This is a genomic window from Mycobacterium saskatchewanense, assembly GCF_010729105.1.
GTDB classification, from domain to species: domain Bacteria; phylum Actinomycetota; class Actinomycetes; order Mycobacteriales; family Mycobacteriaceae; genus Mycobacterium; species Mycobacterium saskatchewanense.
The window spans coordinates 2,454,090-2,477,513 of sequence record NZ_AP022573.1; the positions used below are offsets into that span (position 1 = coordinate 2,454,090).

24 protein-coding genes are annotated in these 23,424 nt (G+C 68.1%); 6 read left to right on the plus strand and 18 right to left on the minus strand.

Features of this window, described 5'->3' with window-relative positions:
• Nucleotides 1–4: 4 nt before the first annotated feature.
• The 5 genes from G6N56_RS11260 to G6N56_RS11280 all read right to left on the minus strand — a co-directional run bounded on the left by G6N56_RS11260 (nucleotide 5) and on the right by G6N56_RS11280 (nucleotide 4,376).
• Entirely contained in the window at nucleotides 5–271 is a 267-nt protein-coding gene (locus tag G6N56_RS11260; protein WP_085256117.1) for a hypothetical protein, read from the minus strand.
• Between the two features lie 5 nt (nucleotides 272–276).
• On the minus strand, nucleotides 277–1,104 hold the full coding sequence (locus G6N56_RS11265; RefSeq protein WP_085256108.1) for a hydrogenase maturation protease: 828 nt from the start codon (nucleotides 1,102–1,104) through the stop codon (nucleotides 277–279).
• 23 nt (nucleotides 1,105–1,127) lie between these two features.
• Nucleotides 1,128–2,735: a nickel-dependent hydrogenase large subunit gene (locus G6N56_RS11270; protein WP_085256109.1), complete on the minus strand. Its 1,608-nt coding sequence runs from the start codon at nucleotides 2,733–2,735 to the stop codon at nucleotides 1,128–1,130.
• 75 nt (nucleotides 2,736–2,810) lie between these two features.
• Entirely contained in the window at nucleotides 2,811–3,782 is a 972-nt protein-coding gene (locus G6N56_RS11275; protein ID WP_085256110.1) for an NADH-quinone oxidoreductase subunit B family protein, read from the minus strand.
• A 36-nt stretch (nucleotides 3,783–3,818) separates the two neighbouring features.
• Nucleotides 3,819–4,376, minus strand: coding sequence for a DUF1641 domain-containing protein (locus G6N56_RS11280; RefSeq protein WP_085256111.1), 558 nt, complete (start codon nucleotides 4,374–4,376; stop codon nucleotides 3,819–3,821).
• A 255-nt stretch (nucleotides 4,377–4,631) separates the two neighbouring features.
• On the opposite strand from G6N56_RS11280, the gene G6N56_RS11285 reads away from it, so the two are divergent.
• Nucleotides 4,632–5,693, plus strand: coding sequence for an AraC family transcriptional regulator (locus G6N56_RS11285; RefSeq protein ID WP_085256112.1), 1,062 nt, complete (start codon nucleotides 4,632–4,634; stop codon nucleotides 5,691–5,693).
• A gap of 7 nt (nucleotides 5,694–5,700) precedes the next feature.
• Here G6N56_RS11285 and G6N56_RS11290 read toward each other — a convergent pair whose 3' ends face one another.
• The 4 genes from G6N56_RS11290 to G6N56_RS11305 form a co-directional block, all read right to left on the minus strand.
• Nucleotides 5,701–6,603, minus strand: a complete 903-nt coding sequence (locus G6N56_RS11290) for a LysR family transcriptional regulator (protein WP_085256113.1) — start codon at nucleotides 6,601–6,603, stop codon at nucleotides 5,701–5,703.
• Nucleotides 6,600–7,553 carry a CbbX protein gene (gene cbbX, locus G6N56_RS11295; protein WP_085256114.1) on the minus strand — a complete coding sequence of 318 codons (954 nt, stop codon included), beginning with the start codon at nucleotides 7,551–7,553 and terminating at the stop codon, nucleotides 6,600–6,602. Before cbbX ends, G6N56_RS11290 begins: the two co-directional genes overlap by 4 nt.
• A complete protein-coding gene (locus G6N56_RS11300) occupies nucleotides 7,550–7,975 on the minus strand; it encodes a ribulose bisphosphate carboxylase small subunit (RefSeq protein WP_085256118.1) in 426 nt (141 codons plus the stop codon). The genes cbbX and G6N56_RS11300 overlap by 4 nt, the downstream gene beginning before the upstream one ends.
• A gap of 62 nt (nucleotides 7,976–8,037) precedes the next feature.
• Nucleotides 8,038–9,468 (minus strand): form I ribulose bisphosphate carboxylase large subunit, encoded by a 1,431-nt coding sequence (locus tag G6N56_RS11305; protein WP_085256115.1) that lies wholly within the window; start codon nucleotides 9,466–9,468, stop codon nucleotides 8,038–8,040.
• A gap of 176 nt (nucleotides 9,469–9,644) precedes the next feature.
• On the opposite strand from G6N56_RS11305, the gene G6N56_RS11310 reads away from it, so the two are divergent.
• Nucleotides 9,645–10,643 (plus strand): class I fructose-bisphosphate aldolase, encoded by a 999-nt coding sequence (locus tag G6N56_RS11310; RefSeq protein ID WP_085257834.1) that lies wholly within the window; start codon nucleotides 9,645–9,647, stop codon nucleotides 10,641–10,643.
• On the opposite strand, the gene G6N56_RS11315 is transcribed toward G6N56_RS11310, so the two are convergent.
• Nucleotides 10,631–11,857, minus strand: coding sequence for a GAF domain-containing sensor histidine kinase (locus G6N56_RS11315; protein WP_232069275.1), 1,227 nt, complete (start codon nucleotides 11,855–11,857; stop codon nucleotides 10,631–10,633). The two genes, G6N56_RS11310 and G6N56_RS11315, sit on opposite strands and share 13 nt — an antisense overlap.
• Nucleotides 11,854–12,534 carry a response regulator gene (locus G6N56_RS11320; RefSeq protein WP_085257836.1) on the minus strand — a complete coding sequence of 227 codons (681 nt, stop codon included), beginning with the start codon at nucleotides 12,532–12,534 and terminating at the stop codon, nucleotides 11,854–11,856. Before G6N56_RS11320 ends, G6N56_RS11315 begins: the two co-directional genes overlap by 4 nt.
• A 145-nt stretch (nucleotides 12,535–12,679) precedes the next feature.
• Here G6N56_RS11320 and rpe point away from each other — a divergent pair, with 145 nt between their 5' ends.
• Both rpe and tkt read left to right on the plus strand, forming a co-directional pair.
• Nucleotides 12,680–13,363: a ribulose-phosphate 3-epimerase gene (gene rpe, locus G6N56_RS11325; protein ID WP_085257837.1), complete on the plus strand. Its 684-nt coding sequence runs from the start codon at nucleotides 12,680–12,682 to the stop codon at nucleotides 13,361–13,363.
• On the plus strand, nucleotides 13,360–15,447 hold the full coding sequence (gene tkt / locus G6N56_RS11330) for a transketolase (protein ID WP_085257838.1): 2,088 nt from the start codon (nucleotides 13,360–13,362) through the stop codon (nucleotides 15,445–15,447). The genes rpe and tkt overlap by 4 nt, the downstream gene beginning before the upstream one ends.
• A 38-nt stretch (nucleotides 15,448–15,485) precedes the next feature.
• Here the strand turns inward: tkt and hypE are convergent, their stop codons facing one another.
• Genes hypE through hypF form a run of 4 tightly spaced genes read right to left on the minus strand, consistent with a single transcriptional unit; the run spans nucleotide 15,486 to nucleotide 20,212 of the window.
• Nucleotides 15,486–16,553 carry a hydrogenase expression/formation protein HypE gene (gene hypE / locus G6N56_RS11335; RefSeq protein WP_085254562.1) on the minus strand — a complete coding sequence of 356 codons (1,068 nt, stop codon included), beginning with the start codon at nucleotides 16,551–16,553 and terminating at the stop codon, nucleotides 15,486–15,488.
• Nucleotides 16,546–17,649, minus strand: coding sequence for a hydrogenase formation protein HypD (gene hypD, locus G6N56_RS11340; RefSeq protein ID WP_085254563.1), 1,104 nt, complete (start codon nucleotides 17,647–17,649; stop codon nucleotides 16,546–16,548). Before hypD ends, hypE begins: the two co-directional genes overlap by 8 nt.
• Complete coding sequence (locus G6N56_RS11345; RefSeq protein WP_085254564.1) at nucleotides 17,646–17,921, minus strand: HypC/HybG/HupF family hydrogenase formation chaperone; 276 nt, start codon at nucleotides 17,919–17,921, stop codon at nucleotides 17,646–17,648. Before G6N56_RS11345 ends, hypD begins: the two co-directional genes overlap by 4 nt.
• Nucleotides 17,894–20,212 (minus strand): carbamoyltransferase HypF, encoded by a 2,319-nt coding sequence (gene hypF, locus G6N56_RS11350; protein ID WP_232069276.1) that lies wholly within the window; start codon nucleotides 20,210–20,212, stop codon nucleotides 17,894–17,896. The genes G6N56_RS11345 and hypF overlap by 28 nt, the downstream gene beginning before the upstream one ends.
• A 177-nt stretch (nucleotides 20,213–20,389) precedes the next feature.
• Here hypF and G6N56_RS11355 point away from each other — a divergent pair, with 177 nt between their 5' ends.
• Nucleotides 20,390–20,731, plus strand: coding sequence for a hydrogenase maturation nickel metallochaperone HypA (locus G6N56_RS11355; protein WP_085254573.1), 342 nt, complete (start codon nucleotides 20,390–20,392; stop codon nucleotides 20,729–20,731).
• A 31-nt stretch (nucleotides 20,732–20,762) separates the two neighbouring features.
• The gene (gene hypB, locus G6N56_RS11360) at nucleotides 20,763–21,569 is read left to right on the plus strand and encodes a hydrogenase nickel incorporation protein HypB (RefSeq protein ID WP_085254565.1); all 807 of its coding nucleotides are present in this window, start codon (nucleotides 20,763–20,765) and stop codon (nucleotides 21,567–21,569) included.
• A 30-nt stretch (nucleotides 21,570–21,599) separates the two neighbouring features.
• On the opposite strand, the gene G6N56_RS11365 is transcribed toward hypB, so the two are convergent.
• The 3 genes from G6N56_RS11365 to G6N56_RS11375 are packed head-to-tail and all read right to left on the minus strand — an operon-like array spanning nucleotide 21,600 to nucleotide 23,412.
• Nucleotides 21,600–22,364 carry a DUF427 domain-containing protein gene (locus G6N56_RS11365; RefSeq protein ID WP_085254566.1) on the minus strand — a complete coding sequence of 255 codons (765 nt, stop codon included), beginning with the start codon at nucleotides 22,362–22,364 and terminating at the stop codon, nucleotides 21,600–21,602.
• Nucleotides 22,365–22,374: 10 nt separating this feature from the next.
• Entirely contained in the window at nucleotides 22,375–22,647 is a 273-nt protein-coding gene (locus G6N56_RS11370; protein WP_085254567.1) for a DUF6295 family protein, read from the minus strand.
• Nucleotides 22,648–22,656: 9 nt separating this feature from the next.
• Entirely contained in the window at nucleotides 22,657–23,412 is a 756-nt protein-coding gene (locus G6N56_RS11375) for a dienelactone hydrolase family protein (RefSeq protein WP_197746666.1), read from the minus strand.
• Between the last annotated feature and the right edge of the window lie 12 nt (nucleotides 23,413–23,424).

The following is a 23,424-nucleotide window of genomic DNA, read 5'->3' on the forward strand; positions in this document are numbered from 1 at the left end:
GGTCTCATCCATTGAGTGGTCCTCGGATATTGCGTTCGGCGGCGCGCTTGATCAGGCCAGCCGAAAGCTCGGCACGGCGTTTGGTGGGGTGACCGTCGATCCGCTTGCGCACCACGCCGTCGGCGAACACCACGACGATCTCGACGAACCAACGGCCGCGTTCCTCGACCACGACGGTCTGAACGTCCAGCGCCTCGTCGGCCGAGCTGTCGGCGCGTACGACCGTCGGGGGCCGCTCCGGTCGCCCGCCGTCCGTCGGCCGCTCAGCCATCAGTATCACCCCGGCGGCTCCCGCCGGCCACGCAACGAAATCCGTAGCGACTTGGTTGCATCGTCCCAGGATGCACCAGCGACGCCCGAAATTGCGCGGTCGGCGATCACCTCGCGGATCAGCAGCGAACGGTCACCCGCCGGGTTGCGCTGTTTCAGCAGCAGTCCGCCGCTGCGCGGGCCTCGCAGCGGGATCAGCCACAGGTCGCCGTCGCGGACGACGGCGGCCACCGCGTCGGAAGGGAATCGACTGGCCGCCAACGCGGCATCCAGCCGCAGGTAGCCGTCGGCGGTGAATTCGACGGTGGTCTCCGAAGCGGCGGCCGGCCTCAACGCGGCCAGGTGGTCAGCCTCGATCCGGTCGATGACCAGCTCCAGAGCGGCCAGTACCGGCGCGGACAGGTCGGCACCCAACTCCACGCCCTCGACCTCGATCAGGTAGACGGTGATATCGGTCGGGCAGTCGTCGCCGAGCGCCCAGCGGGCGAACGCGATGGCGTGGTCCCAGCGAAATGAATGGGTATGCAGGCCCTGCAACGGCGGCAGGTCCGCCAATTCCGCGCCCGGCACCTTGAAAATGGTGCCCGGCGCGGAGCTGGTGGCCGCCGCGTCGACGATGACCACCCGCTGCGCGCCGCGCATCTGGAACGCCACGTCCATGCCCGCGGTTCCGCCGTCGACCAGCCGGGCCCCCTCGGGCACGCCGCGTTCCCAGAGGTGGCGGACCAGGACGGGCCCCACTCCGTCGTCGCCGCGCAGAAGGTTGCCGCAGCCGACTACCAGGACCGCGCACCCGCGGGGTTCGAGGTCGTCGGGGGCTTTGGCGGATCCCAAGCCGCAATCGTACGCGGTCAGGGTCAGACCATCCCGTTGATGACGAACTGGGACAACTCTTTACCCGTCTTGCCGTCGTACGCGTGCACGGTGCACACCAGACAGGAATCGAAACTGCGCGCCACGTGACCGAGCTCCACCGGGTCTTCGGGGTCGACAATCGGAGAACCGACCAGGGCGCTCTCGATCGGGCCGAGCACCTGCCCGCTGTCGCGTGGGCCGATGTTCCAGGCGGTGGGAGTCACCACCTGGTAGTTCTTGATCTTGTTGTCCTCGATCACAATCCAGTCCGAGAGCGCACCACGGGCGGCCTCGGTCGAACCGAAGCCCATGCCCTCGGCGTGTTCGATCGGCTTGGAGTAGAAGCTTTCCTTGAGGTTGAGCTGGTCGAGCCAGTCCCGGGTCCACTTGTAGTACTTGGGGGCCTCGTGCATGCGGGCAAGCTGGCGGACCATGACACTGGGCCCGATCTTGTTCATGACGTCTACGAACAGCGGGTCGTTGTCCTGGTGTGGGGCGGCGTTGGGGCCGGCGGCCGCCATGCGGCGGGCCAGGGGGCCGGCTTCCAGCGGGATGTTGCCCAGGTCGCCCACGGCGTACCGGGGCGACTTGGCCCAGCTGTACTTGCCCTGCTTGCGGCCCTGCTCGGGGTCGATCGGAATGGTTTCGCCGTCGAAGGGATGCAGCGGACGGCTGCCCTCGTAGAACGAGTGCGTGACGTCCTCGCGGACGTTGGCCTGATCGAACTCGTACCACTGGCCCTTGGCGTACACGCCGGAACGGCCGATGAGCGCGGCATTGCGCCCGGCGATGGTCGGGTTCTCATACAGCGACGGGTCGAAGTAGGTGCCGGTGGAGATGTAGTTGCCCACGCCGGCGCCGTACTTGTCCAGGCCGACGTCCAGGCAGTAGCGGATGAAGAAGCCGCAGTCGCTGTTGTATTGGGATTCGTTCTCGTCCACCCAGGCGAGCACGTCCTCCCAGGTCTTGTTCTCCAGCCAGCGGTCGATGGTGCAGCCGAGCCAGCGGGCCTCCAGCCAGTTGTCCTTCCAGTGCTCCAGAATCGCGATCGAGCGGGTGACGTCGGACAGCGTCGGCGCGCACATCACTCCGCCGGGCACCATGAAACTCGAGTGCGGCCACTGGCCACCGAAGATGGCATACACCTCGACGGGCTTGTTCGAAAGGACCACGCCCGGTTGGTAACTCGTGCCGACATAGGGAGCGAACCGGCGCACCGCCTCGTCGTAGAGCGTGGACTTGGCGTAGTTCTTGTTGGTCAGGTCGATCGCGAACAGCGCGTAGAAGTAGCGCGGGATGGATTGCAACGTCTCGCACGCCTGGCAGATGTTGCGCACCAATGTGGCGTTGGGCGGCATGTGTGTTCGCCACGCGGTGTCGAGCGCATACGCCGACTTGTACAGGTGGCTGCCCCCGCAGATGCCGCAAATGCGCGGACACACGATCAGGCCGGCCTGCGGATCCTTGCCACGCAGGATGATTTCGAAGCCACGGAACATCGCGGCCTCGGTCCAGGCCGACGTGACGACGCCGTCCTCGACGGTGACGCGAACGTCGAGGTCTCCCTCGACGCGGCCCAATGGGCTGACATAGAGGTCGAGCGCTGTCATGAATGGTCCTTCCTGGGGCTTGCCGAAACTTGTTGCATTACCGGGGCTATGGCTGTCTAGTGGGTGCCGTCGTCGTCAGACGACGAACATGTCTTCCTTGGACCACTGCGGCGCGGCGATGCGCGCGGCCGCGGCGTGCGCCATGTAAGTGAGGTGGTCCGAGCCCTCCGGGACCTCCCTGGGGATCATGCCGCTGACCTTCTGCGTCTTGAACACGGTCCCGGGCGCGAGATCGAAGTGCGGGAATTCCGGTTCGGTGCAGCCCAGGCACGGCATGCCGGCGCGGGTCTTCGACGACTGGCGATTCCACAGGATCCGGTTGCACGGCGAATGGGTCATGGGTCCGCGGCACCCGAACTCGTAGAACAGGCAGCCGGTGCGAGTGCCCTCGCCGAACGACATCGTCGATTGCTTGTACTCGAAGAACTGCACGCGGGTGCAACCGGTTTGGGTGAACGTCTTGAAGAAGGTCTCGGGCCGGTGCAGTTCGTCCAGCGTGATGTCGCCGGCGCGACCGGTGGCCAACGCGACGATGATCTGGGTGATCCAGTCCGGGTGGGCCGGGCAGCCCGGGATGTTGATCACCGGCAGCCCCATCTTGGAGCGGAAGTCGGGACCCAGGAAGCCGCCCCTGTCCCGCTTGTGAAACTGCAGGCCCGTCGATGCCGACGGGTTGGGCTCCATGGCCGGGATCCCCCCGAAGCACGCGCAGTCACCGATGGCCACCACGATCTGCGCGGCGGCCGCCAGGTCGGTGACCCAGTCCTTCATCGGACGGTCGGCAAACATGTCCATCCGGCCCGTGCCGTTGGGCGCCTCGATGACCGTGCCCTCGAACACGAAGATGTCCAGGGCCCGGTCACCGTTGGCGCAATCCCAGAAAACCTTCTGCGCATTCTTTCCGAGCTCGAGGCCTAATGACGGGTGCCAGAGCAGATCAAGTCCGAAATCGACAATCAAGTCGACAACATTAGGCTCTTCAGCATTGAGAAAAGACATCGTATTTCCACTACATGCGCCACCCTGAAACCATAAGACCGAAGCCATTCGAACTCCTCTCGAAATTGGGCTGAAGATCGTTGCTTATTGCGGGAGGTGTTTCCCGAATGCCCGCGCGACCTGGATCAGGAAGCCGAGACCCCGGCTGACGTCCTTGTCCTTGGTGACTCGCCACAGCCCGAACAGTCCCTTCGGACCACCGGGGTCCGCCGCCGCGGCGGCCTTTCCTTCGATCAACGCCTGACCCAGTCCCGACACGACGTCGACCGACTCGGGGTCGAGCAGCGGTGATCTCAGGACGTTGTTCAACGCCGGTGTCGCCGCCACCAGCACCGATGCCAGCGATGCCACGCTCGCGGCGAGTGCCTGCACATCGATGGACCCCAGCTCGGACTTGACCTGGTCGAACAGGGGCGCGTTGGCAGCCAGGGACGCGCCGCGGAGCTCGTTCACGGCCGATGCCAGCGATTCGGTGATCTCGTCACCGCGGCGCGTGAAGCCGTCAAGGCCGGTGAGCAGGATCGCCAGCAGATCGGCGTGGTCGAGCAGGCTGTTGAGCGACGCGGCGACCGCCGGATCGTCGAGCCGCTCGCGGAGTCGGTCGGCCGGCGACAGTTCGACGACGTGACCGTTTGCCGACATGGGACCTCCTATGCCATCGGGGGGCTGTCCCGACGGGAGCGGGCCACGCTGTGGGCCCGCTCACAAGCTATCGGCAAGTTTGAACTGTGCCTATCGCTTTCGCGCACCAGCTGTCACGATTGCGAAGAGTTAGGCGCGTTGGCGCGCGCTCGGTCAGTGGGAGACTTGCATGATCGCCGCGGATTCTTTAGCAGGCACCTCATCATTCTCATCGTTCGGGGCGCCCCACGCGCGGCCGGGAGCAGGGCATCCGCTGTGTCGCGACTGACTCGGTTGGGCTACATCGACATCCGCCGGACGGCGAATCCGGTGCGGCGCAAGGTGCGCTCGCGTGGCGTCCCGCCGGCGTTGGCGGACAACGAGATTTTCTATACCGAGAACCCGACCGAGGCCATGCGACTGCTCGCCAAGGCCCTGGCACCGTTGTCGTTACAGATCGGGCACGACGACGTCGCGGGGTTTGCTGCCACCATGCACGGCGTCCGGCTGCGGAACGTCAGCATGCTGTACCTCGACCTGCACGTCGCAGCCACCGTCGACGTGCCCATGCTCGGGCAGTACTTCGGCGTGCACATGCCGATGAACGGCCGCGCGTTCGTCAATCACCGTGGCCGCGCCTTCGAAGCCAACACGATCCGGGCGTTGGTGACCAGCCCCGGCGAGGCGTTGCGGGTGGCGTTCGACCACGACTCCCCACACCTACTGATCCGGATCGAACAGCGGGCGATGGCCGCCCACCTGACGCGGTTGCTGGGTCGCAGCCTCAACAAGCCACTGGAGTTCGAGCCCGATTTCGACCTGGCGAGCGAGGCCGCGATGCGGTGGCACACCGCCGTTCAACTGATCCACAGCGAGGTGTTCCACCCCGGATCGCTGATCCAGCGGGGCCAGGGCATCGGCGCGATCGAGGAACTGGTGATGAGCACCCTGTTGCAGCTACAACCGTCCAACTATCACGAGGAGATCCTGCAACCGGCCCAACCCGATCCGCGGCGGGCTGTTGTGCACGACGCCATGGACTACATCGACGACCATCTGGCCGAGCGCATCACGATGGAACGCCTCGCCAAGGCGGTGCACATGAGCGTTCGGTCCATCCAGCAGGGTTTCCGCGAGGAGCTGAACATGACGCCCATGACGTACGTTCGCGAGCGCCGGCTGGAGCGGGTGCACGAGGAACTCATGGACGCGATGCCCGCCGACGGGGTCACCGTCACCGCCGTCGCCGAGCGATGGGGTTTCAACCACCTCGGCAGCTTCGCGGTGGAATACCGAAAACGGTGGGGCGAGTCGCCGTCGGACACGTTGCGGCGTTGACGCCGGCCTACGAGGCGCGGCGCACCGCGCTCACCTGGCGCCAGCCGAGCTCCCGATGCGACACCAGATGCCGGATCAGCAGCTCGGTGGCCATGGGCGGGGTGGGCTGGCTCACCACGTGCCACGGGCGCTTGATCGGCGTCCCCGGCACGGGGAGCGCCACCAGGGTCCCCGTCTCCAGCTCGCGCCGCACCGCCTGCCGCGACACCAGCGTGACGCCCAGGCCCGCCACCGCCGCGGCCACGACCGCGCCATGGGATCCCAGCACCAGTTGCGGCGGTACGACGTCCAGGTCGTCGAGCAGCGTCATCAACGTCGACCGAGTCCCCGAACCAGGTTCCCGCTGCAGCCAGGTCGCCGACGCCGGAATGAAGCCGTCGGCGAGGTCGGGCCGCCCGACCACGATCAGGGTGTTCGGGCTGACCGCGCGGACCCGGACCTTCGTGCGCAAGTCCTCGGGCGGCCGACCCGCGAACACCAGGTCGACCTCGTGTCGCGACAACATCGGCCAGACCGCATTGCGGGCGGCCACCTCAACGTGCAGCACCACCCCGGGATGCTCCTCGCGAAACGACGCCAGCGCCGCCGGGATCAGCAATTCTCCGGCCGAGGTCACCGCCGCGAGCCGGATCGAGCCGTTCTCGGGATCCGCCTCGCCGCGCGCGGCCACGATGGCCTCGTCGTGCAAGCCGAGGATTCGGCGGGCGTACTCGACATACCGCAACCCCGCGGGCGTCAACCGCACTCCCCTGCCGTGCCGGTCCACCAGCGTGATGCCGATGTCGTTGCTGAGCGCCCGCAGCGCCGAGGAGATCGACGATTCACTGACGACCAGGCGTTCCGCGGCGCCGCGCACGGAACCGGTATCGGCCACCTCGACCAGCGCGCGCAGGCGGGCGTTCGTTGTCATGCGCTCTCCCGTGTGTCGAACACCCGACTCGCCAACAGGTCTACCGCCTCGATAGTGGTCAGGGCCGACAGCCCGACGGGCGTGTCGGCCTGCTCCAGCAGTCGCCGCGCGTGCCGAAGGCGCGCACGCTCCAGGGCGTTGCGCACGCTGCGCGCGTTGGCGAACCACGGCTGGTCGCGCCGCCGGTGCAGGTACTGGCGCAGCGCGCCGCGGGCTTCATCGGAAAATCGGTAGCCCAGGGCGGCGATCATCAGCCCGGCGATGTCCTCGAGTTCGCGGGTCGTGTAGTCCGGGAACGAGATGTGGTGGGCGATGCGGCTCTGCATCCCGGGGTTGGCCGAGAAGAACTGGTCCATCTTGTCGGCGTAGCCGGCCAGGATCACCACCAGGTCGTCGCGGTTGTTCTCCATGACCTGCAGCAGGATCTCGATGGCCTCGCCGCCGTAGTCCCGCTCGTTCTCGGCCTTGTAGAGGTAATACGCCTCGTCGATGAAGAGCACGCCCCCCATCGCCCGTTTGATGACGTCCTTGGTCTTGGGGGCGGTGTGGCCCACGTACTCGCCGACCAGGTCGTCGCGGGTGACCGAGACCAGATGGCCGCGCCGCAGGTAGCCAAGCCGGTGCAGCAGATCGGCCATCCGCATCGCGACGGTGGTCTTCCCGGTGCCGGGGTTGCCGGTAAAGCACATGTGCAGGGTGGGTTTCGGCGCCCGCAACCCGAAGCGCGCACGCGCGCGATCCACCAACAGCAGCGCCCCGATCTCGGCCACGCGGGTCTTAACGGGTGCCAAACCGACGAGGTCGTGGTCCAGCGCGGACAACACCTCGTCGACACCCGAATCGGCCCGCGCCGCCCCCAGGTCGACGACCGCTTCGTCGGGAAGGCGCTCACACTCCTTGGCAGTCCCCGACTCGGTTCCCGGGCGGTCGCCGAACGCGGTACGGGTCACGGCGACCCGTACCGCCGGCCGACGGGCCGCTCGGTGGCGTAGGCCGAGGTGGTGTAGCCGATCCGGCGGTCGGCCCGCTCGGCGCGGTCCAGCCGGAAGCCGGGCTCTTCGGCGGGCCGGTTCACGATGAACGACAACGCGGTGGTCTGCCGGCCCAGGCTGGCGTCATACGCGTTAAGCCGCACGTAGCTGTTGGGATTGGCCGCCCGGCAGGCGTTCACCTCCAGCAAGACCCCGGCCGCGTCCTTGAGGTCGAACATCGGCAGGCCCCACATCTCCCAATAGATGTTCCGCGGGTGCGGGTCGTCGGTGAACTCCACCGACAGCGGCCACCCGTGCCCGAGCGCGTAGTCGATCTGCGCGGTGATTTCCTCGTCGGTGAAGTCGGGCAGGTAGGAAAAGGTGCCCTGGGTGATTCGCATGGTGCTCCTCTTGAGAATGTGGCGAGCCGCATCGCCCGCGATCGCCACGCGGACGGCGCGGGTCAAACGCGGGTCGGCGTCGCGACGACGTCGGGGGTGTCGGTGGATTCGTAGTTGAAGGTGATGTCGCCCCAGGTGGCCAGGGCGGTGTCGAGCGCCCGGTTGCGCGATGCCGCCTTCTTGAGGATGTCGGCGCCCTCCTTGAAGTAGTCGCGGCCCTCGTTGCGCGCCTTGATCATGGCCTCCAGCGCGACGCGGTTCGCCTCGGCGCCCGCGGCGATTCCCATCGGGTGACCGATCGTGCCGCCGCCGAACTGAAGCACGACGTCCTCGCCCAGGTAGTGGATGAGTTGATGCATCTGGCCTGCGTGGATGCCGCCGGACGCGACCGGCATGACGCCGGGCATGGACGCCCACTCCTGGTCGAAGTACAGGCCCTTGACCGGGTCGGCGGCGACGCTGTTGAGCCGCAGCGTGTCGTAGAAGCCGGCGGTGGTGTTGGGGTCACCCTCGAGCTTGCCGACCACGGTTCCGGCGTGAATGTGGTCGACGCCGGCGAGCCGCATCCACTTCGAGATGACGCGGAAACTGACGCCATGGGTCTTCTGCCGGGTGTAGGTGCCGTGACCGGCACGGTGCAGGTGCAGGAGGACGCTGTTGTCGCGAGCCCACTTGGCCATCGATTGGATGGCGGTGTAGCCGATCGTCAGATCGATCATCACGACCACCGAACCCAGCTCGGCGGCGAAGTTGGCCCGCTCGTACATTTCCTCCATCGTTCCGGCGGTGACGTTGAGATAGTGGCCCTTGATCTCCCCCGTCGCGGCCTGCGCGCGGTTGACGGCCTCCATGCAGAACAGGAAGCGGTCTCGCCACCGCATGAACGGCTGCGAGTTGATGTTCTCGTCGTCCTTGGTGAAGTCCAGCCCACCGCGCAGTGCCTCGTAGACGACGCGGCCGTAGTTTCGCGCGGAGAGCCCGAGCTTCGGTTTGGTGGTGGCGCCCAGCAGCGGCCGGCCGAACTTGTTGAGATGTTCGCGCTCCATGACGATGCCGTGGGCGGGGCCCTGGAAGGTCTTGGCGTAGTGGGTCGGAATCCGCATGTCCTCCAGGCGGAGCGCCTTGAGCGGTTTGAACCCGAACACGTTGCCGATGATCGAGCTGGTCAGGTTCGCAATCGAGCCCTCTTCGAACAGGTCGAGGTCGTAGGCGATCCAGGCGATCCACTGGCCGGCGGCGTTGGGTACCGCATCGACGCGGTAGCACTTGGCCTGGTAATGCTCGAACGTGGTGAGGCGATCCGTCCACACCACCGTCCAGGTCGCGGTGCTCGACTCGCCGGCGACCGCCGCGCCCGCCTCCTCCGGGGGCACCCCCTGCTGCGGGGTGATCCGGAAGGCGCACAACACGTCGGTGTCCTTGGGGACGTAGTCAGGTTGCCAATAACCCATCTCCGCGTAGGGGATCACTCCCGCGTTCCATCTGTCTGTCATGGCTGGAATCGTGACAGCCGATACTGAAGTTGTCTATCGACAATAAAGCGCGAACTCTGAACCAATTGGTTCAGCATTGCGGTTACCCCGCGGATCCACCTTGCGGGTGAGGCCGACGCGTCCGCGCCGCCCATACCGTGTGCGCACTCGCAAACACGAACCGGAGGGACCCACACGTGCACGCATGCAGAGAGATCGCCGCGGCCATGACCGCGCCCGGCAAAGGCATCTTGGCCGCCGACGAGAGCGTCGCGACCATGTCCGCCCGTCTGAAGAAAGCGGGCGTCACTCCGACCGCGGACGGGCGGCGCACCTACCGCGAAATCCTGGTGACCACGCCCAAGCTGGCCGACGGCGTCTCAGGGATCATCTTCTGCGAGGAGACCCTGGGGCAGGTCTTGAGCGATGGAAGACCGTTCGCCCAGGCCGTACGCGAGTTGGGCATGCTGCCGGGCGTCAAGGTGGACATCGGCGCCAAGCCGTGCCCCGGCCTGCCGGGTGAGACCGTCACGGAGGGGCTGGACGGGCTGCCCTCCCGTTTGGCCCGGTACGTGGAGATGGGCGCGGCCTTCGCCAAGTGGCGGGCGGTGTTCACCGTCACCGGCTCCACGCCGAGCTGGGGTGCGATCGCGTGCAACGCCAACTCGCTGGCCCGCTACGCGGCGGCCTGCCAGGAGGCGGGCATCGTGCCGATCGTCGAACCCGAGGTCCTCATGACCGGCGACCACAGCCTCGCCCGCTGCGCGGAAGTGACCGCCGACGTGCACGCCGCGGTGCGTCAGCAGCTGGGCTTGCTACATGTGGACCTGGCCGGCATCGTGCTCAAACCGAACATGGTGATCGAGGGCGAAGACCACCCGAGCCCGGCGACGGCCGAAGAGGTCGCCAAGGCCACGGTCTCGGTGCTGCGGGCGTGGCCGGCCAACCTCGCCGGCGTCGCCTTTCTCTCGGGCGGGCAATCGCCGGCACGTGCCACCACGAACCTCACGGCACTGCAGGCGCACCGCACACCGTGGCCGTTGACGTTCTCGTTCGGGAGGGCCCTGGTGTCACCCGCGCTGGCGGCGTGGCGCGGCGACGAGACGAACATCGGGGCGGCGCACGAAGCGCTGTCGAGCCACCTGTCGGCCAACGCCGCCGCCGTGCGCCTGCGGCACCAGCTTCAGCCGGCCTGACCCGCACAACCCGGGCCGCCCAACGGGATGGTCACCACGACCGTGGTTCCCGACGCGGGCCCCGACGTCGCCGACCGCACGGTCAGCCGACCGCCCACCAGCTCCGCGCGTTCCGTCATCGAGAGCATTCCGTAGCTGGTGGGCGCCGGGCTCGACGACGCATCGAATCCACGGATGCCGATTCCGTCGTCGGCCACTTCGAGCCGGGCCGTCCCGGCATCGACGGCGAACCGCACGGTCGCCGTCATCGCGCGCGAATGCTTGACAACGTTCTGCAGGCACTCCTGCGCGATGCGGTACAGGGCCACCTCGACGTGCTCGGACAACCGGTCGTCGGCCAACTCCAGGTGCAGGTCCACCTCGGGAATCGTTGCCGCCAGGCTGGCCAGGCCGCCCGCCAGGCCAAGGTCGTCGAGCACGGGCGGCCGCAGGCCACCGATGGCCGAACGGGCCTCCGCCAGGGTGAGGTCGACCAAGTCGCGGGCCTTTTCGAGCTGTTGACCGGCCTCGGCGGAGTCGTCGATGTCAACCGCGCGGGCCGCGGCGTCGAGCCGATAGCTCAGGCTGACCAGCCGCTGGGAGATGCCGTCGTGGATGTCGCCGGCCAGCCGCCTGCGCTCGGATTCCTGCGCGGCGATCACCTGTTCGGCGAAGTTTCCGTGCACCCGCTCCCGGGCCGCCAGTTGCCGGTGCACGCGGGCCTGATCCACCGCGCCCGCCGTCAGCCGCCCGATGGCCAACAACAGCTGAATGTCGCGCTCGGTGAAGTCGCGGCGGGCCACGGTGTGCACGTTGAGCACGCCCACGAGGCGGCCCGACCCGGCCTCCATGGGTACCGACGCCATTGACGTGAAGTCGGAGCCGCGCAACGCCGCGATCGGCAGATAGCGCGGGTCCTCGTCTTTGCCGCTGGTGATGACGACGGGTTCGCGCTGCCGGGCCACCCAGCCCGACACGCCCTCACCAAGTCCCAGGTGCACCTGGCCGATGTATTGATCGAAGGGCGGCGTCGCGCCGGCCAGGGTCAGCGAGGCGCCGGAGTCGTCGAGCACGTGCACGAAACAGACGTCGGATGCCGTCGCCGCAGTGATCAGCCGGGCCACCGCGGCGGCCACCGGCTCGACGGCCGGTCCGCTGCCGGTGGCGGCGATGATGTCGAGCAGCAGCGCGACTTCGCGGTCGGCGTCCACCAGACCCCGCACCGACCCCGTCACCGATAGATTCCCTCGCGCAGCGCCACGGCCACCGCGGCGGTGCGGTCGCTCACGCCCAGTTTGCGGTAAATGGAACGCAAGTGACTCTTGACCGTTTCGTCGCCGATGATGAGTTTGCTCGCGATGCCCCGGTTGGACAGTCCGGCGACCACGAACGAGAGGATTTCGCTCTCGCGTTGGCTCAGCCCCTGCCTGGCGCCCGGCCAGAACTCGTCGCGCTGCAGCCGCGCGGCGGTGTCGACGGCCCGCGCCGCCAGGCCGGCATCGATGGCCGTCGACCCCCCGTGGACGTACTCGAGCTGCCGCACCAGCTCGTCGCTGCTGATGCCTTTCAGCAGATAGCCGGAGGCGCCGACCCGCAGGGCCTGGAACAAGTACTGCTCGTCCTCGTACACCGAAAGCAGGATCACCTTGCTGGTCCGATTGCGTTCGCGGATGGTGCGGCAGAGGTCCAGTCCGCTCGCGCCCTGCATCCGCACGTCGCACAGGACGATGTCCGGCTGGAGGGCCCCGATCACCGTGAGGGCGTTTTCGGCGCCCACCGCCTCACCGACAACCCGCACCCGGTTCTTGAACGACGCAAGCATGGCTTTGAGACCCTCGATGACCATTTCGTGGTCGTCGACCAATACCACTCGAACGGGTCCGGTAATCGGCGCTGCGGTGACCCCAATCATGCGAACACGATAATGGCGATGCCGTACGCAGTCATCTCGTTTCATCGATCATGGGCGTCCCCCCGAATTTCCCCGCGTTGGGGGATCGAAATTCGCTTTAACGCCCCTAACCTGGCGGCCAGGTCCTGAAGGAAGGTGCTCAGCGGTGACCCCACTATTGGTCGCGTCGGTGCTGCCGGCCGACTTCGCCGAACTAGGTCGCGACGTCGCGGAGATCGAGCGGGCCGGCGTCGACCGCATCCAGTGGGATGTCATGGACGGCAAGTTCGTCCCCAACCTCACCTTCGGTCCCGACGTGATCGCGGCCTGCCGCGACCGGGTCGCGATCGGCTTCGAGGCCCACCTGATGGTCGAAGATCCCGACGCCATGTTGCCGCGGTGGGTCGATGCGGGTTGTGAGGTGGTGATCGTGCACGCCGAGGCGTGTCGACACCTACACCGCACCCTGTCGAGCATCCGGGACCTCGGCGCCCGCGCCGGTGTGGCGCTCAACCCGGCTACCCCGCTGGCCGCGGTCCTCGACGTCCTGGACCTCACCGACCTGCTGCTCATCATGACGGTCAACCCGGGATTCGGCGGCCAGCGCTACCTGGCCGGCATGGAACCGAAGATAGCGGCGGCCCGAGCCGAAATCGACCGTCGCGCAATGCCTGTCGAGCTCGAGGTGGACGGCGGCATCGGGCCCGAGACCATCACCGGTGCCGCGGCGGCCGGGGCCGACGTGTTCTGCGCCGGTTCGGCTCTGTTCGCCGGGCCGAGCATGACCGACCGCGCGAACGCACTGCGCGCGGCCGCCCGCGAGACCAACGAAAGGCTGGTGCCACAGTGAGCGTCGCACCCAGAACGACGACCGGCCCCAACGCGGACCTGTCGTCCTCGGCAGGCCCGCCCGCCCGCACCGACGAACTGGACCGGCTCGCCATCAATACATTGCGGTTCCTTGCCGCCGACGGCGTCGAGGCCGCCAACAGCGGACATCCCGGCCTGCCACTGGGCACCAGCGCGATCGCGTGGACGTTGTGGTCGCGCCACCTGCGCCACGACCCGGCGGACCCGCGCTGGCCGGACCGCGACCGCTTCGTGTTGTCCGCCGGCCACGGGTCGATGCTGCTGTATGGGCTGCTTCACCTCTTCGGCTACGACCTACCGCTCGGCCAACTGCGCAGATTCCGCCAACTCGGTTCCCTGACCCCCGGGCACCCCGAGTACGGTCACACGCCGGGCGTCGAAACCACCACCGGCCCTCTGGGGCAAGGGATTGCGAACGCCGTCGGGATGGCCCTGGCCGAGGAGCTGCTCGCCGCCAGGTGCAACACCGACGAACACACCGTGGTCGACCACCGCACCTGGGTGCTCGCCGGCGACGGCGACCTGATGGAGGGCATCAGCCACGAGGCCGCATCGCTCGCCGGGCGGCTGCGGCTGGGCAAGCTGATCGTCGTCTTCGACGACAACGACATCACCATCGACGGGCCCGCCTCACAAAGCTGCGCCGACGACGTCGAGGGCCGGTTCGCTGCCTACGGCTGGCGGGTGCTCAGTGTCGACGACGGCAACGATGTGCCTGCCCTGGACGGGGCGTTCACCGAGGCCGTCAGCGGGGACGGCAGGCCCACCTTCATCAGGGTGAAGACCACCATCGGCTTTGGCGCGCCCGGTGTCGAAGGAACCCCGCGCGCACACGGCAGCCCGCTGGGTGCCGAGGTGCTCGCTGCCATGCGCGCACGCCTGGACTGGCCCGACGAGCAGTTCCACGTGCCACTCGCCGTCCGGGCGACGGCGGCAGTGGTGGCGGCGAGGGGCGCCGTGGCGCACACCCGATGGGCCCGGACGCACGCCGCGTGGCAGGTCGACCATCCGCAGCTGTCGGCTGACTTTCCGCTCGACACCATTCCCGAGTGCGACGACCCGTCGGTGCTGACGCCCCTGGCCGACGGCCTGGCTCCGGGCGGAAAGTCGGCTACCCGCAAGGCATCTGGGTCGGCTCTGACAGCGCTCGCCGCCGTCTATCCGGGGTTGGTGGGCGGGTCGGCCGACCTGGCGGCCTCGACCAACACCACGATTCCGGGCGGCGACGTCGGGCCGGGTGACTTCGGCGGACGGAATATTCACTTCGGAATCCGCGAGCACGCGATGGCGGCCGTCATGAACGGCATCGCCGTGCACGGAGGGTTAAGGCCGTTCGGTAGCACCTTCTTGGTGTTCGCCGATTACCTGCGGCCGGCCCTGCGTCTTTCGGCGCTGATGAGATTGCCCGTGGTGTATGTGTTCACGCACGACTCGGTGCACGTCGGCGAGGATGGCCCCACGCATCAGCCGATCGAACAGCTGGAGTCGTTGCGCCTGATTCCGGGCCTCACCGTGTTGCGCCCGGCCGACGCCGCGGAGACCGCGCTGGCCTGGCAACTGGCCGCCCTCAACACCGACGGGCCGACGGCCTTGGTGCTGAGCCGACAGGACCTGCCGACACTCGGCGGTGCCGGATTGGACGACACCCGCCACTACGGCATGCGGGTCGTGCGGCCGGTCACGGGCGCCGCTCAGGTGGTGCTGGCGGCCAGCGGCTCGGAGGTCGCGCTCGCCCTCGAAGCGGCCGATTTGCTTGAGCAGCATGGGATATCGTCGATCGTGATCTCCGTGATGTGGCGCGAACGCATCGCGGCCGCGCTCGACGCCGACGACACCGAGCTGCCCGACCTGCCGGTCGTGTGGATCGAGGCGGGGGTGACCACCGGCTGGCGGGCAATCGCCAGGCCCTGGGACGCGGTGATCGGCGTCGAGCGTTTCGGTGAGAGCGGGCCGGGCCGCGAGGTGGCCGCGCACCTGGGTCTGACGGCGGCGGCGGTCGCCGCGGCGGCGTTGCGCAGTATCGCGCCGGCATCGAAGGTGATCGACGGCGCCGCGCGCAGTTGACAACCGGCCCGCCCGCCCGACCCGACATCAGCGACGGATCAGCAGATGCGCGGAAGTTGTTCGCCGAGTTGACGTTCGATGACGTGCGCGGTTCCGAACGGTGTCTTTCCGACGACCATGCCGGGATGCTCGGCCACCACTCGACCGATGATCGCGGCATTCGTTCCCTCGGGCCGTGACCGCATCGCGTCGAGCACCGCCTCGCTGCGCCCGGGGTCGACGAATGCCACAATCTTGCCCTCGTTGGCCACCTGGAGCGGATCCAACCCCAGAAACGAGCATGCCGAGGAAACCGTCTCGGGGATAGGAATTCTCGCCTCCTCGAGCTCGACGCCGACCGAGGCGGCGCGCGCGATCTCGGCAACGGATGCGACGAGCCCGCCCCGGGTGGGGTCCCGCAGCGCATGCACCGCGGGGCCGCCGGCGGCGAGCATGGCGCCGACCAGCCGGTGCAGCGGTGCGCTGTCACTGGTGACCACGGTGCCGAAGTCGATGCCCTCGCGCAGACTCATGACCGCCACGCCGTGTTCGCCGAGATTGCCCGACACGACGATGTGGTCGCCCGGCCGTGCGCGCTCCGGGCCGATGTGCACACCGGCGGGTACCACGCCGACCCCGGCGGTGTTGATGAAGAGCTGGTCCGCACCGCCTTTCGCCACGACTTTGGTGTCGCCGGTGACGACGGCGACGCCGGCGTTCGCGGCCGCCTTACCCATGGTCTCGGCGATCGCGCCGAGCACGTCTAATTCGAGCCCCTCTTCGAGGATGAACCCGGCCGTCAGCGCGAGCGGTTGGGCGCCACTGCATGCCAGGTCGTTGATGGTGCCGTTGACCGCCAGGTCGCCGATGTTGCCGCCGGGAAAGAACAACGGCTGCACCACGTAGGAATCGGTGGTCAGTGCGACACGCCCGCCGGTGATGTCGAGCAGTGCCGAATCGCGGGCGGGCCCGGCAGGCGCGCCGAGCGCGGGGAGGAAGAGGTTCTCGATGAGCTCTTCTGACAGGACGCCGCCGCCGCCATGGCCCAGCACGACCCGTTTCGTGTCGCGCAGCGGCAGCGGGCACACCCAGTCGGCCGGGTCGATGCCGCTGGGTCGCTCAGGCACGAGCGGTCGCTTCAAGCCGACGGAACTGGTAGTAGGCCGCGCAGGCGCCCTCGCTGGACACCATGGTCGCGCCCAGCGGGTTGCGGGGCGTGCACGACTTCCCGAACGCCGGACATTCGTTGGGTTTCAGCAGGCCCTGCAGGACCTCGCCGCTGCGGCATTCCGCGGATTCGGAGACCTGCAGGTGGCCGACCCCGAACCTGGATTCGGCGTCGAACTGTGCATAACGGGGCGAGAGCGACCATCCGGATTTCGGGATCATGCCGATGCCGCGCCACTGTCGATCGGTGACCACGAACACCTCGGCGAGCGTCTGCTGCGCGACGGCATTGCCGGCGGCGGTCACCGCGCGGGGATAAGCGTTGCGCAGTTCCGGCGTCCCGGCTTCGAGGAGTTCGACGACCTGCCGGACGCCCTCGAGCAAGTCGAGGGGTTCGAAGCCGGTGACCACGATGGGTATCTGGAATTCGTCGACCAGCGGGCCGTATTCACCGGTGCCCATCACCGTGCACACGTGCCCGGCGGCCAGGAAGCCCTGGACCCGGTTGCTCGGCGAACTCAGAATCGCCGTCATGGCGGGCGGCACCAGAACATGGGAGACCAGCATCGAGAAGTTGGTGAGCCCGAGCCGCTCGGCGTGGATAACGGCCATCGCGTTGGCCGGTGCGGTCGTTTCGAAGCCAACGCCGAAGAACACAACCTCCTTGTCGGGGTTGTCGGCGGCCACCCGGGTGGCATCCAAGGGCGAATAGACGATCCGCACGTCTCCTCCGCGGGCGCGGACGCTGAAGAGGTCATGCTGGCTTCCGGGCACCCGGAGCATGTCGCCGAAGGAACAGAAGATCACGTTGTCGCGAGCCGCGATGTCCAGCGCACGGTCGATCATCTGCAATGGGGTCACACAGACCGGGCATCCGGGGCCGTGGATGAATTCCACCGCGCCGTCCAGCAGTTGGTCGATGCCGTTGCGGATGATCGAATGGGTCTGCCCGCCACAGACTTCCATCACGGTCCACGTCCGGGTTGCGCGCTTCTTGATGTGATCGACCAAGGTGTGCGCGGCCGTCGGGTCACGGAATTCGTCGAGGTACTTCACGCCGGCTCCCTGCTGCCCTGGCCCTCGTCACCGGCCAGTTCCTCGTCCAGCACGCCCAGCTCGTGGAACATCCGCAGGGTTTCGTTCGCCGATGCTTCGTCGAGCCGAGTGATGGCGAATCCCGCGTGGACGATCGTGTACTCCCCGACTTGCATGTCCGGAAGGTAGGCGAGGCATACGGTCTTGGTGGTACCGCCGAAATCGGCGGTGCACATTCGTGTGCCCGCCTCATCCCACGTGTCGACTATCCTGCCGGGAATTCCGAGACACATCCGGCGTCTCCTCTCTCGTGAAGCTTCTGGCGCATCCGCGCCGCGATGACGGCCTGACCGAGCGCCAGGCCGCCGTCGTTGCACGGCAACACTCCATGGGTCAGCACTTCGAAACCGTTGCCGGTCAACTCTTTGCGAAGACCGTCGAGCAGCAGCCGGTTGACGAAGACGCCCCCCGTCAGCCCGATGGTTCCGATGCCAACCGCCGCCTGACGGACCGCCCGCGCCGTGGCTCTCACGACGGCGTCGTGGAAGCCCGCCGCCAAATTCTCTTGCGCTGTGCCCGCCCGCAGGCCCCGCACCAGTTCGGTGATCAGCGGCGCCGGATCGAGCACCCCCTGGGCCACCTCGAAGTCCAGCGGCACGGCGCGACCGCGGCGCGCGAGGTGCTCGAGTTCCACGGCCGCCTGCCCCTCGTAGGTGACGGTGTGGCACACGTCGAGCAGGCTGGCGACCGCGTCGAAGAGGCGACCCATGCTGCTGGTGGTGACGCATCCGATGCCGCGCGGTATCTGTTGGGCGAGGACCTGACGCGCCTGCTCGCCGAGGTGGCGGACCGCCGGAATGTCCCCCTCCCATTCGAGGCCGGCCCGGTGCAGCAGGTCGAGCGCGATCCGGCCGGGGTGGCGCACCGCACCCTCGCCGCCGGGCAGAGCGAACGGTTTCAGATGCCCGGCCCTGGTGAACGCCGCGGGGTCGGTCACCAGCAATAGCTCGCCGCCCCAGATGGTGCCGTCGGTGCCGTAGCCCGTGCCATCGAAGGCGACCGCAAGCATCGGGGTGCCGAGCCGTCCGTGTTCGGCCAGGAGCGACACCGCGTGCGCGTGATGGTGCTGCACCCGCATCACGGGCTGGCCGCGTCGGCGGGCCCAGCCGCTGGTGGCGTACGAAGGATGCAGGTCACACGCGACGGCGGCGGCATGGCGGTCGGTCATGAAAGCCAGGTGGTGCAGGGCGGATTCGAAGCTGGTCTGGGTGCGCGGGTCGGCCATATCACCCAGGTGCGCGGACAGGTGGGCGTGGCCGTCGGTGCCCATCAGGCAAAACGTGGTCTTGAGGTCACCGCCGGTGGCCAGGATCACCTCACCGTCGCCGGTGTCGACCGATACCGGCAGGGGTGCGTAGCCCCGAGACCGTCGAATCGGCACCACGGCACCGTCGCGGTCGACGGTGACCACCGAATCTTCACAGGGCACATGGATGGGCCGGTCGTGGGTGAGCACCGCGTCAGCCAGGCCGTCGACCCAGGTCAGATCGGCATCGCGAAAGACGATGGGGGATCCGCCGCTGTTGGCGGAAGTCATGACCAGCGGCGTCGCGCCGAGTCTGTCGAACAGAAGATGGTGCGCGGGCGAATACGCCAGCATCACCCCGAACTCGGACAGACCGGGCGCCACGCCAGGCAGCGCCGCGTCGTCACGAGCGGGCACCAGGACGATCGGCGCAGCCGGTGACCGCAGTAGGTCTGCCGCAGCGGCATCGATGCGACCAATGCTCCGCGCCGCGGCAAGATCGGCAACCATCAACGCGAAAGGCTTGGCGGGGCGACACTTTCGGTCGCGAAGGGCTGCCACCGCCGTGGGGTTGTCGGCCCGGCAGGCCAGGTGGAACCCTCCGATGCCCTTCACCGCGACGATGAGACCGTCATCGAGGGCCCGAGCGGCGGCCGCGATCGGGTCGGCCCCGTCCCCGGGACCGTGCCAAGTCAACCTTGGCCCGCAGTCGGGGCAGGCGATGGTCTGCGCGTGGAACCGCCGATCGGTGGGATCGGCGTATTCGGCCGCGCACGATGCGCACATCGGGAAGTGCGCCATGGTGGTCGATGGCCGGTCGTAGGGCAGGTCGGTGATCACCGTGTAGCGCGGGCCGCAGTTGGTGCAGGTGATGAAGGGATGGCCGTGCCGGCGATCGGCGGGATCACGGAGTTCGCGCAGACAGTCGGCGCAGACGGCGATGTCCGGCGGCACCAGGGTGCGACGGGCGTCGCCCGCCCGGCTGTCGACGATCCGGAACCCGGGCTCCCCGCTGGGCGGTAGCGGAATGGCCGCGATGGAGTCGATGCGGGCCATCGGCGGCCGGTCGGCGCTGATCGCGGATATCGCGGCTTCGACCGCGTCCGGCGCACCCTCGAGTTCGCAATGCACCGACCCGGAGTCGTTGTAGACGCAGCCGGCCAGGCCGTGACGTGCGGCGATACGGGCGACTGCCGGACGAAATCCGACGCCTTGGACCACGCCCGCGATGTCGAGGCGCAGCCGCACGGTCGTCACCGCGTCATGCCGACTGCCCACCGCGAACCTCCTGAGCAGCGATCGACCCTCACGCCTATGGGCCGGGCGGCGCGGGCGGTCTCGCTCAGGCTAGACCGCCCGCGATGCGGCGACAATCACAATTTCGCACACATATTCTGCGCTTTTCCACGCTCACGTTTCGTGACGCCGAAGTCGTTGGCGGTGCAGCATGGTGGGGTGCACGAGTTGTCGCTGTGCCATGCCATTGCTGGTGTGGTGAAGCCCCATGCGGCCGGCCGTCACGTCGACGTCATCCATGTCCAGGTGGGCGCTCTGCGCCAGGTGGTGCCCGAGTCCCTGGAATTTTGCTGGGGGCTGGTCTGTCAGCACCTGGACGACAACATGACCGACACCAAGCTGGAACTCGATCTGGTACCCGCCGAGGTGATGTGCCGCGCCTGCGCCCGGCAGGCGCGGATCGAGTCCCGGTGGTCGGTGTGCTGCCCGGGATGCGACAGCGCGGACGTCCACGTGGTGCGCGGCAACGAGTTCCTAGTCACCTCGGTCGAGGTGTCGTGACTTCTCCGCAGTCCGCGAAAGGTCGAGTTTGATGGGCAGATTCCACCGCCACGACGACGGCACGGTACACGAGCACGATCTCGACGACGAGGGCCACGGCCACGGGCACGGTGACCACAGCGGGTACACCACGGGTCCACAGCGCGTCGAGGTGCTGGAGTCGATTTTCGCCGAGAACGACCTGCGCGCGGGCATCAACCGGCTTGCGTTCGAAAGCAACGGCATCCGCGCCCTGAACCTGATGAGCTCGCCGGGATCCGGCAAAACGACGATCCTGGCCGCCACCCTGGACGAGCTTGCGGGCGAACTGGCGATCGGAGTCGTCGAAGGCGACATCGCCACCGATCTCGATGCGGTCAAGCTGCACGGCCGGGGCGCGCAGGTGGCACTGTTGAACACCGGCAACGGGTTCGGCGGCGAGTGCCACCTGGACGCCCCGATGGTCAATCGGGCGCTACAGGACCTCGAGCTGCCGGAACTGGACATGGTGATCATCGAGAACGTCGGGAACCTGGTATGCCCCGCCGAGTTCGACGTCGGGGAGCACGCCAAGGTAATGGTGTATTCGGTCACCGAGGGTGAAGACAAACCGCTGAAATACCCGGTGATGTTCCGCTCGGTCGACCTCGTGCTGCTCAACAAGGTCGACCTGGTCCCCTACCTCGATGCCGACGTCGACCGATACATCGAGCAGGTCCGCAAGATCAATCCGGCCGCGACGGTGTTCCCCGTCAGCGCCCGCACCGGCGACGGCATGTCCGACTGGTTCGACTGGTTGCGACAGTTCGCCGGTTCGGGCTCCGGCGCCGCGCCCCTCGTCCGCGACACCTCCGGGTAAATCGGCCCCCGGAGACGAGCCCACGAGCCGCTAACCGAAATGCGTTTGCGGTCGCGGCAGTGCGACACCGTCGACGGTGATGTCGACCTTTTCGTTGTAAAACGCCACCAGGCCGGCGATCTGGCCGACCGCCGGCAGCGGATAGTGATAGGTCCACGCCAGATCCGGCTGCACGGTCGCGCCCGTCCGCACCGACCAGTATCCCGACGTGACCCCCTTGTACGGGCACAGCGTCTGCGTCGGGCTGGGCTCCAGGTGCTCGAAAGCGACGTCGGTCGGGTCGATGTAATACCTTGTCGGCAAGCCCGTTTCGAATAGCAAAACGGGAGATCCGGTGTCGGCCAAGGTGACACCGTCGAGCTCTACCCGGATGTGCCGGTGCGAACGCAGGGCGTCGACCCGCGAATACGGGTTGCGCGGGTGGCCGTAGACCGGCTCGTCTTCCTCGAACCACCGCAACGGCTCCCAGTCGAACCGCACGGTGCCGGCCAGCGGGCCGCCGCCGTCGGCGTCGAACACCCGCGCCGCGGATTCGTAGGTTCCGGCCGCGCCCACCAGGGAGTGCAGCCGCGACGGACCGAATTGGACTTTCTGCGGGTGGTTCTCGTCGCGCAGAAACTCCCGCCGGACGTCGGCCAGCGGAACGTAGTACTGCGGGTAGTAGGGCACCTCCCACACGTAGCGGGCCGCGACGGTGTCGAAGACGAGCGCGTCACCGAGATAGCCGCGTACCCGCCGGGGCGCGGGCTCGATCCGGCCGCGGGCGGCGGCCGCCTGGGGGTAGTCGGCGGTCATCGCGAACCCCCTACTGGTCCCTGGACGCCAGCCCGGCCGGCGCATGGCCGATGGCGTTGCGGATGGCGTCGGCCAGCGCGAGGGCGCTTTCCTCGGTGAGTTCGAGAGCCACCCGCGCCGACGGGCCGAGCTGCGGGTTGATCACGTCGATGTTCACGGTGTGGGCGTAGGGGGCGTGGACGGGATGGTCGACGTACACCGTCGCGCGGCTGGCCCCGAACCAGCCCGTCGCGCCTTTGCCGCTGCCCTCGATGTCGACGTGCTCGCTCAGATGGGTGCACATGGGCGATGCCTAGCCTTTCAGGTGGGTGGCGAAGAACTCGTCGATGCGGCGCCAGCCGTCCACCGCCGCCTCGACGCGGTACACCGGCCGGTCGACGGAGAAGAACGCGTGGCCCGCGCCGTCGTACGAGTGGAACTCGTGCGGCTTGCCCAGCTTGGTCAATTCCGCGTCCAGCGTCGCCACCGCGTCGGGAGCGGGGAACTTGTCCTCGACGCCGAACAGGCCCAGCAGCGGGCAGCTGAGCTTGGGCGCGAGGTGCAGGATCGGCTTGATGGCGCGAGGCACCTGCTCGGGCGGCTGCTCGACGACAAAGCCGCCGTAGCAGTCCACCGCGGCGTCCATCGGCAGCGAGCACGCCGCCAGGAACGCGTGCCGGCCGCCGGAGCAGTGGCCGATCACCCCGACCTTCCCGTTCGCCCCGGGCAGCGAACGCAGCTGCTCGACGGCGCCCGCGACGTCCCCGACCAGCCGCTCGTCGGGCACCCCGCCGGCCGCGCGCGCCGCCGCGGCGGCGTCGTCGGGCGAGGCGCCCGGGGCCTCGCGGGAATACAGGTTCGGGGCGACCACGTGGTAGCCGCTGTCGGCAAGCCGCCGGACGAACTCCTTGGTCTCGCGGTCGTAGCCGGGCATGTGGTGGATCCAGACGATCCCGCCGCGGGATCCGTTCGCCAGTGGTGTCGCCTGATATGCCTCGATGTCGTCGCCGCCGTAGCCGGTCATGCTGACCGTCTCGGCTCGGATGGCGTCCGGGCTGACTGCGTTCACTCCTGCTCCTTG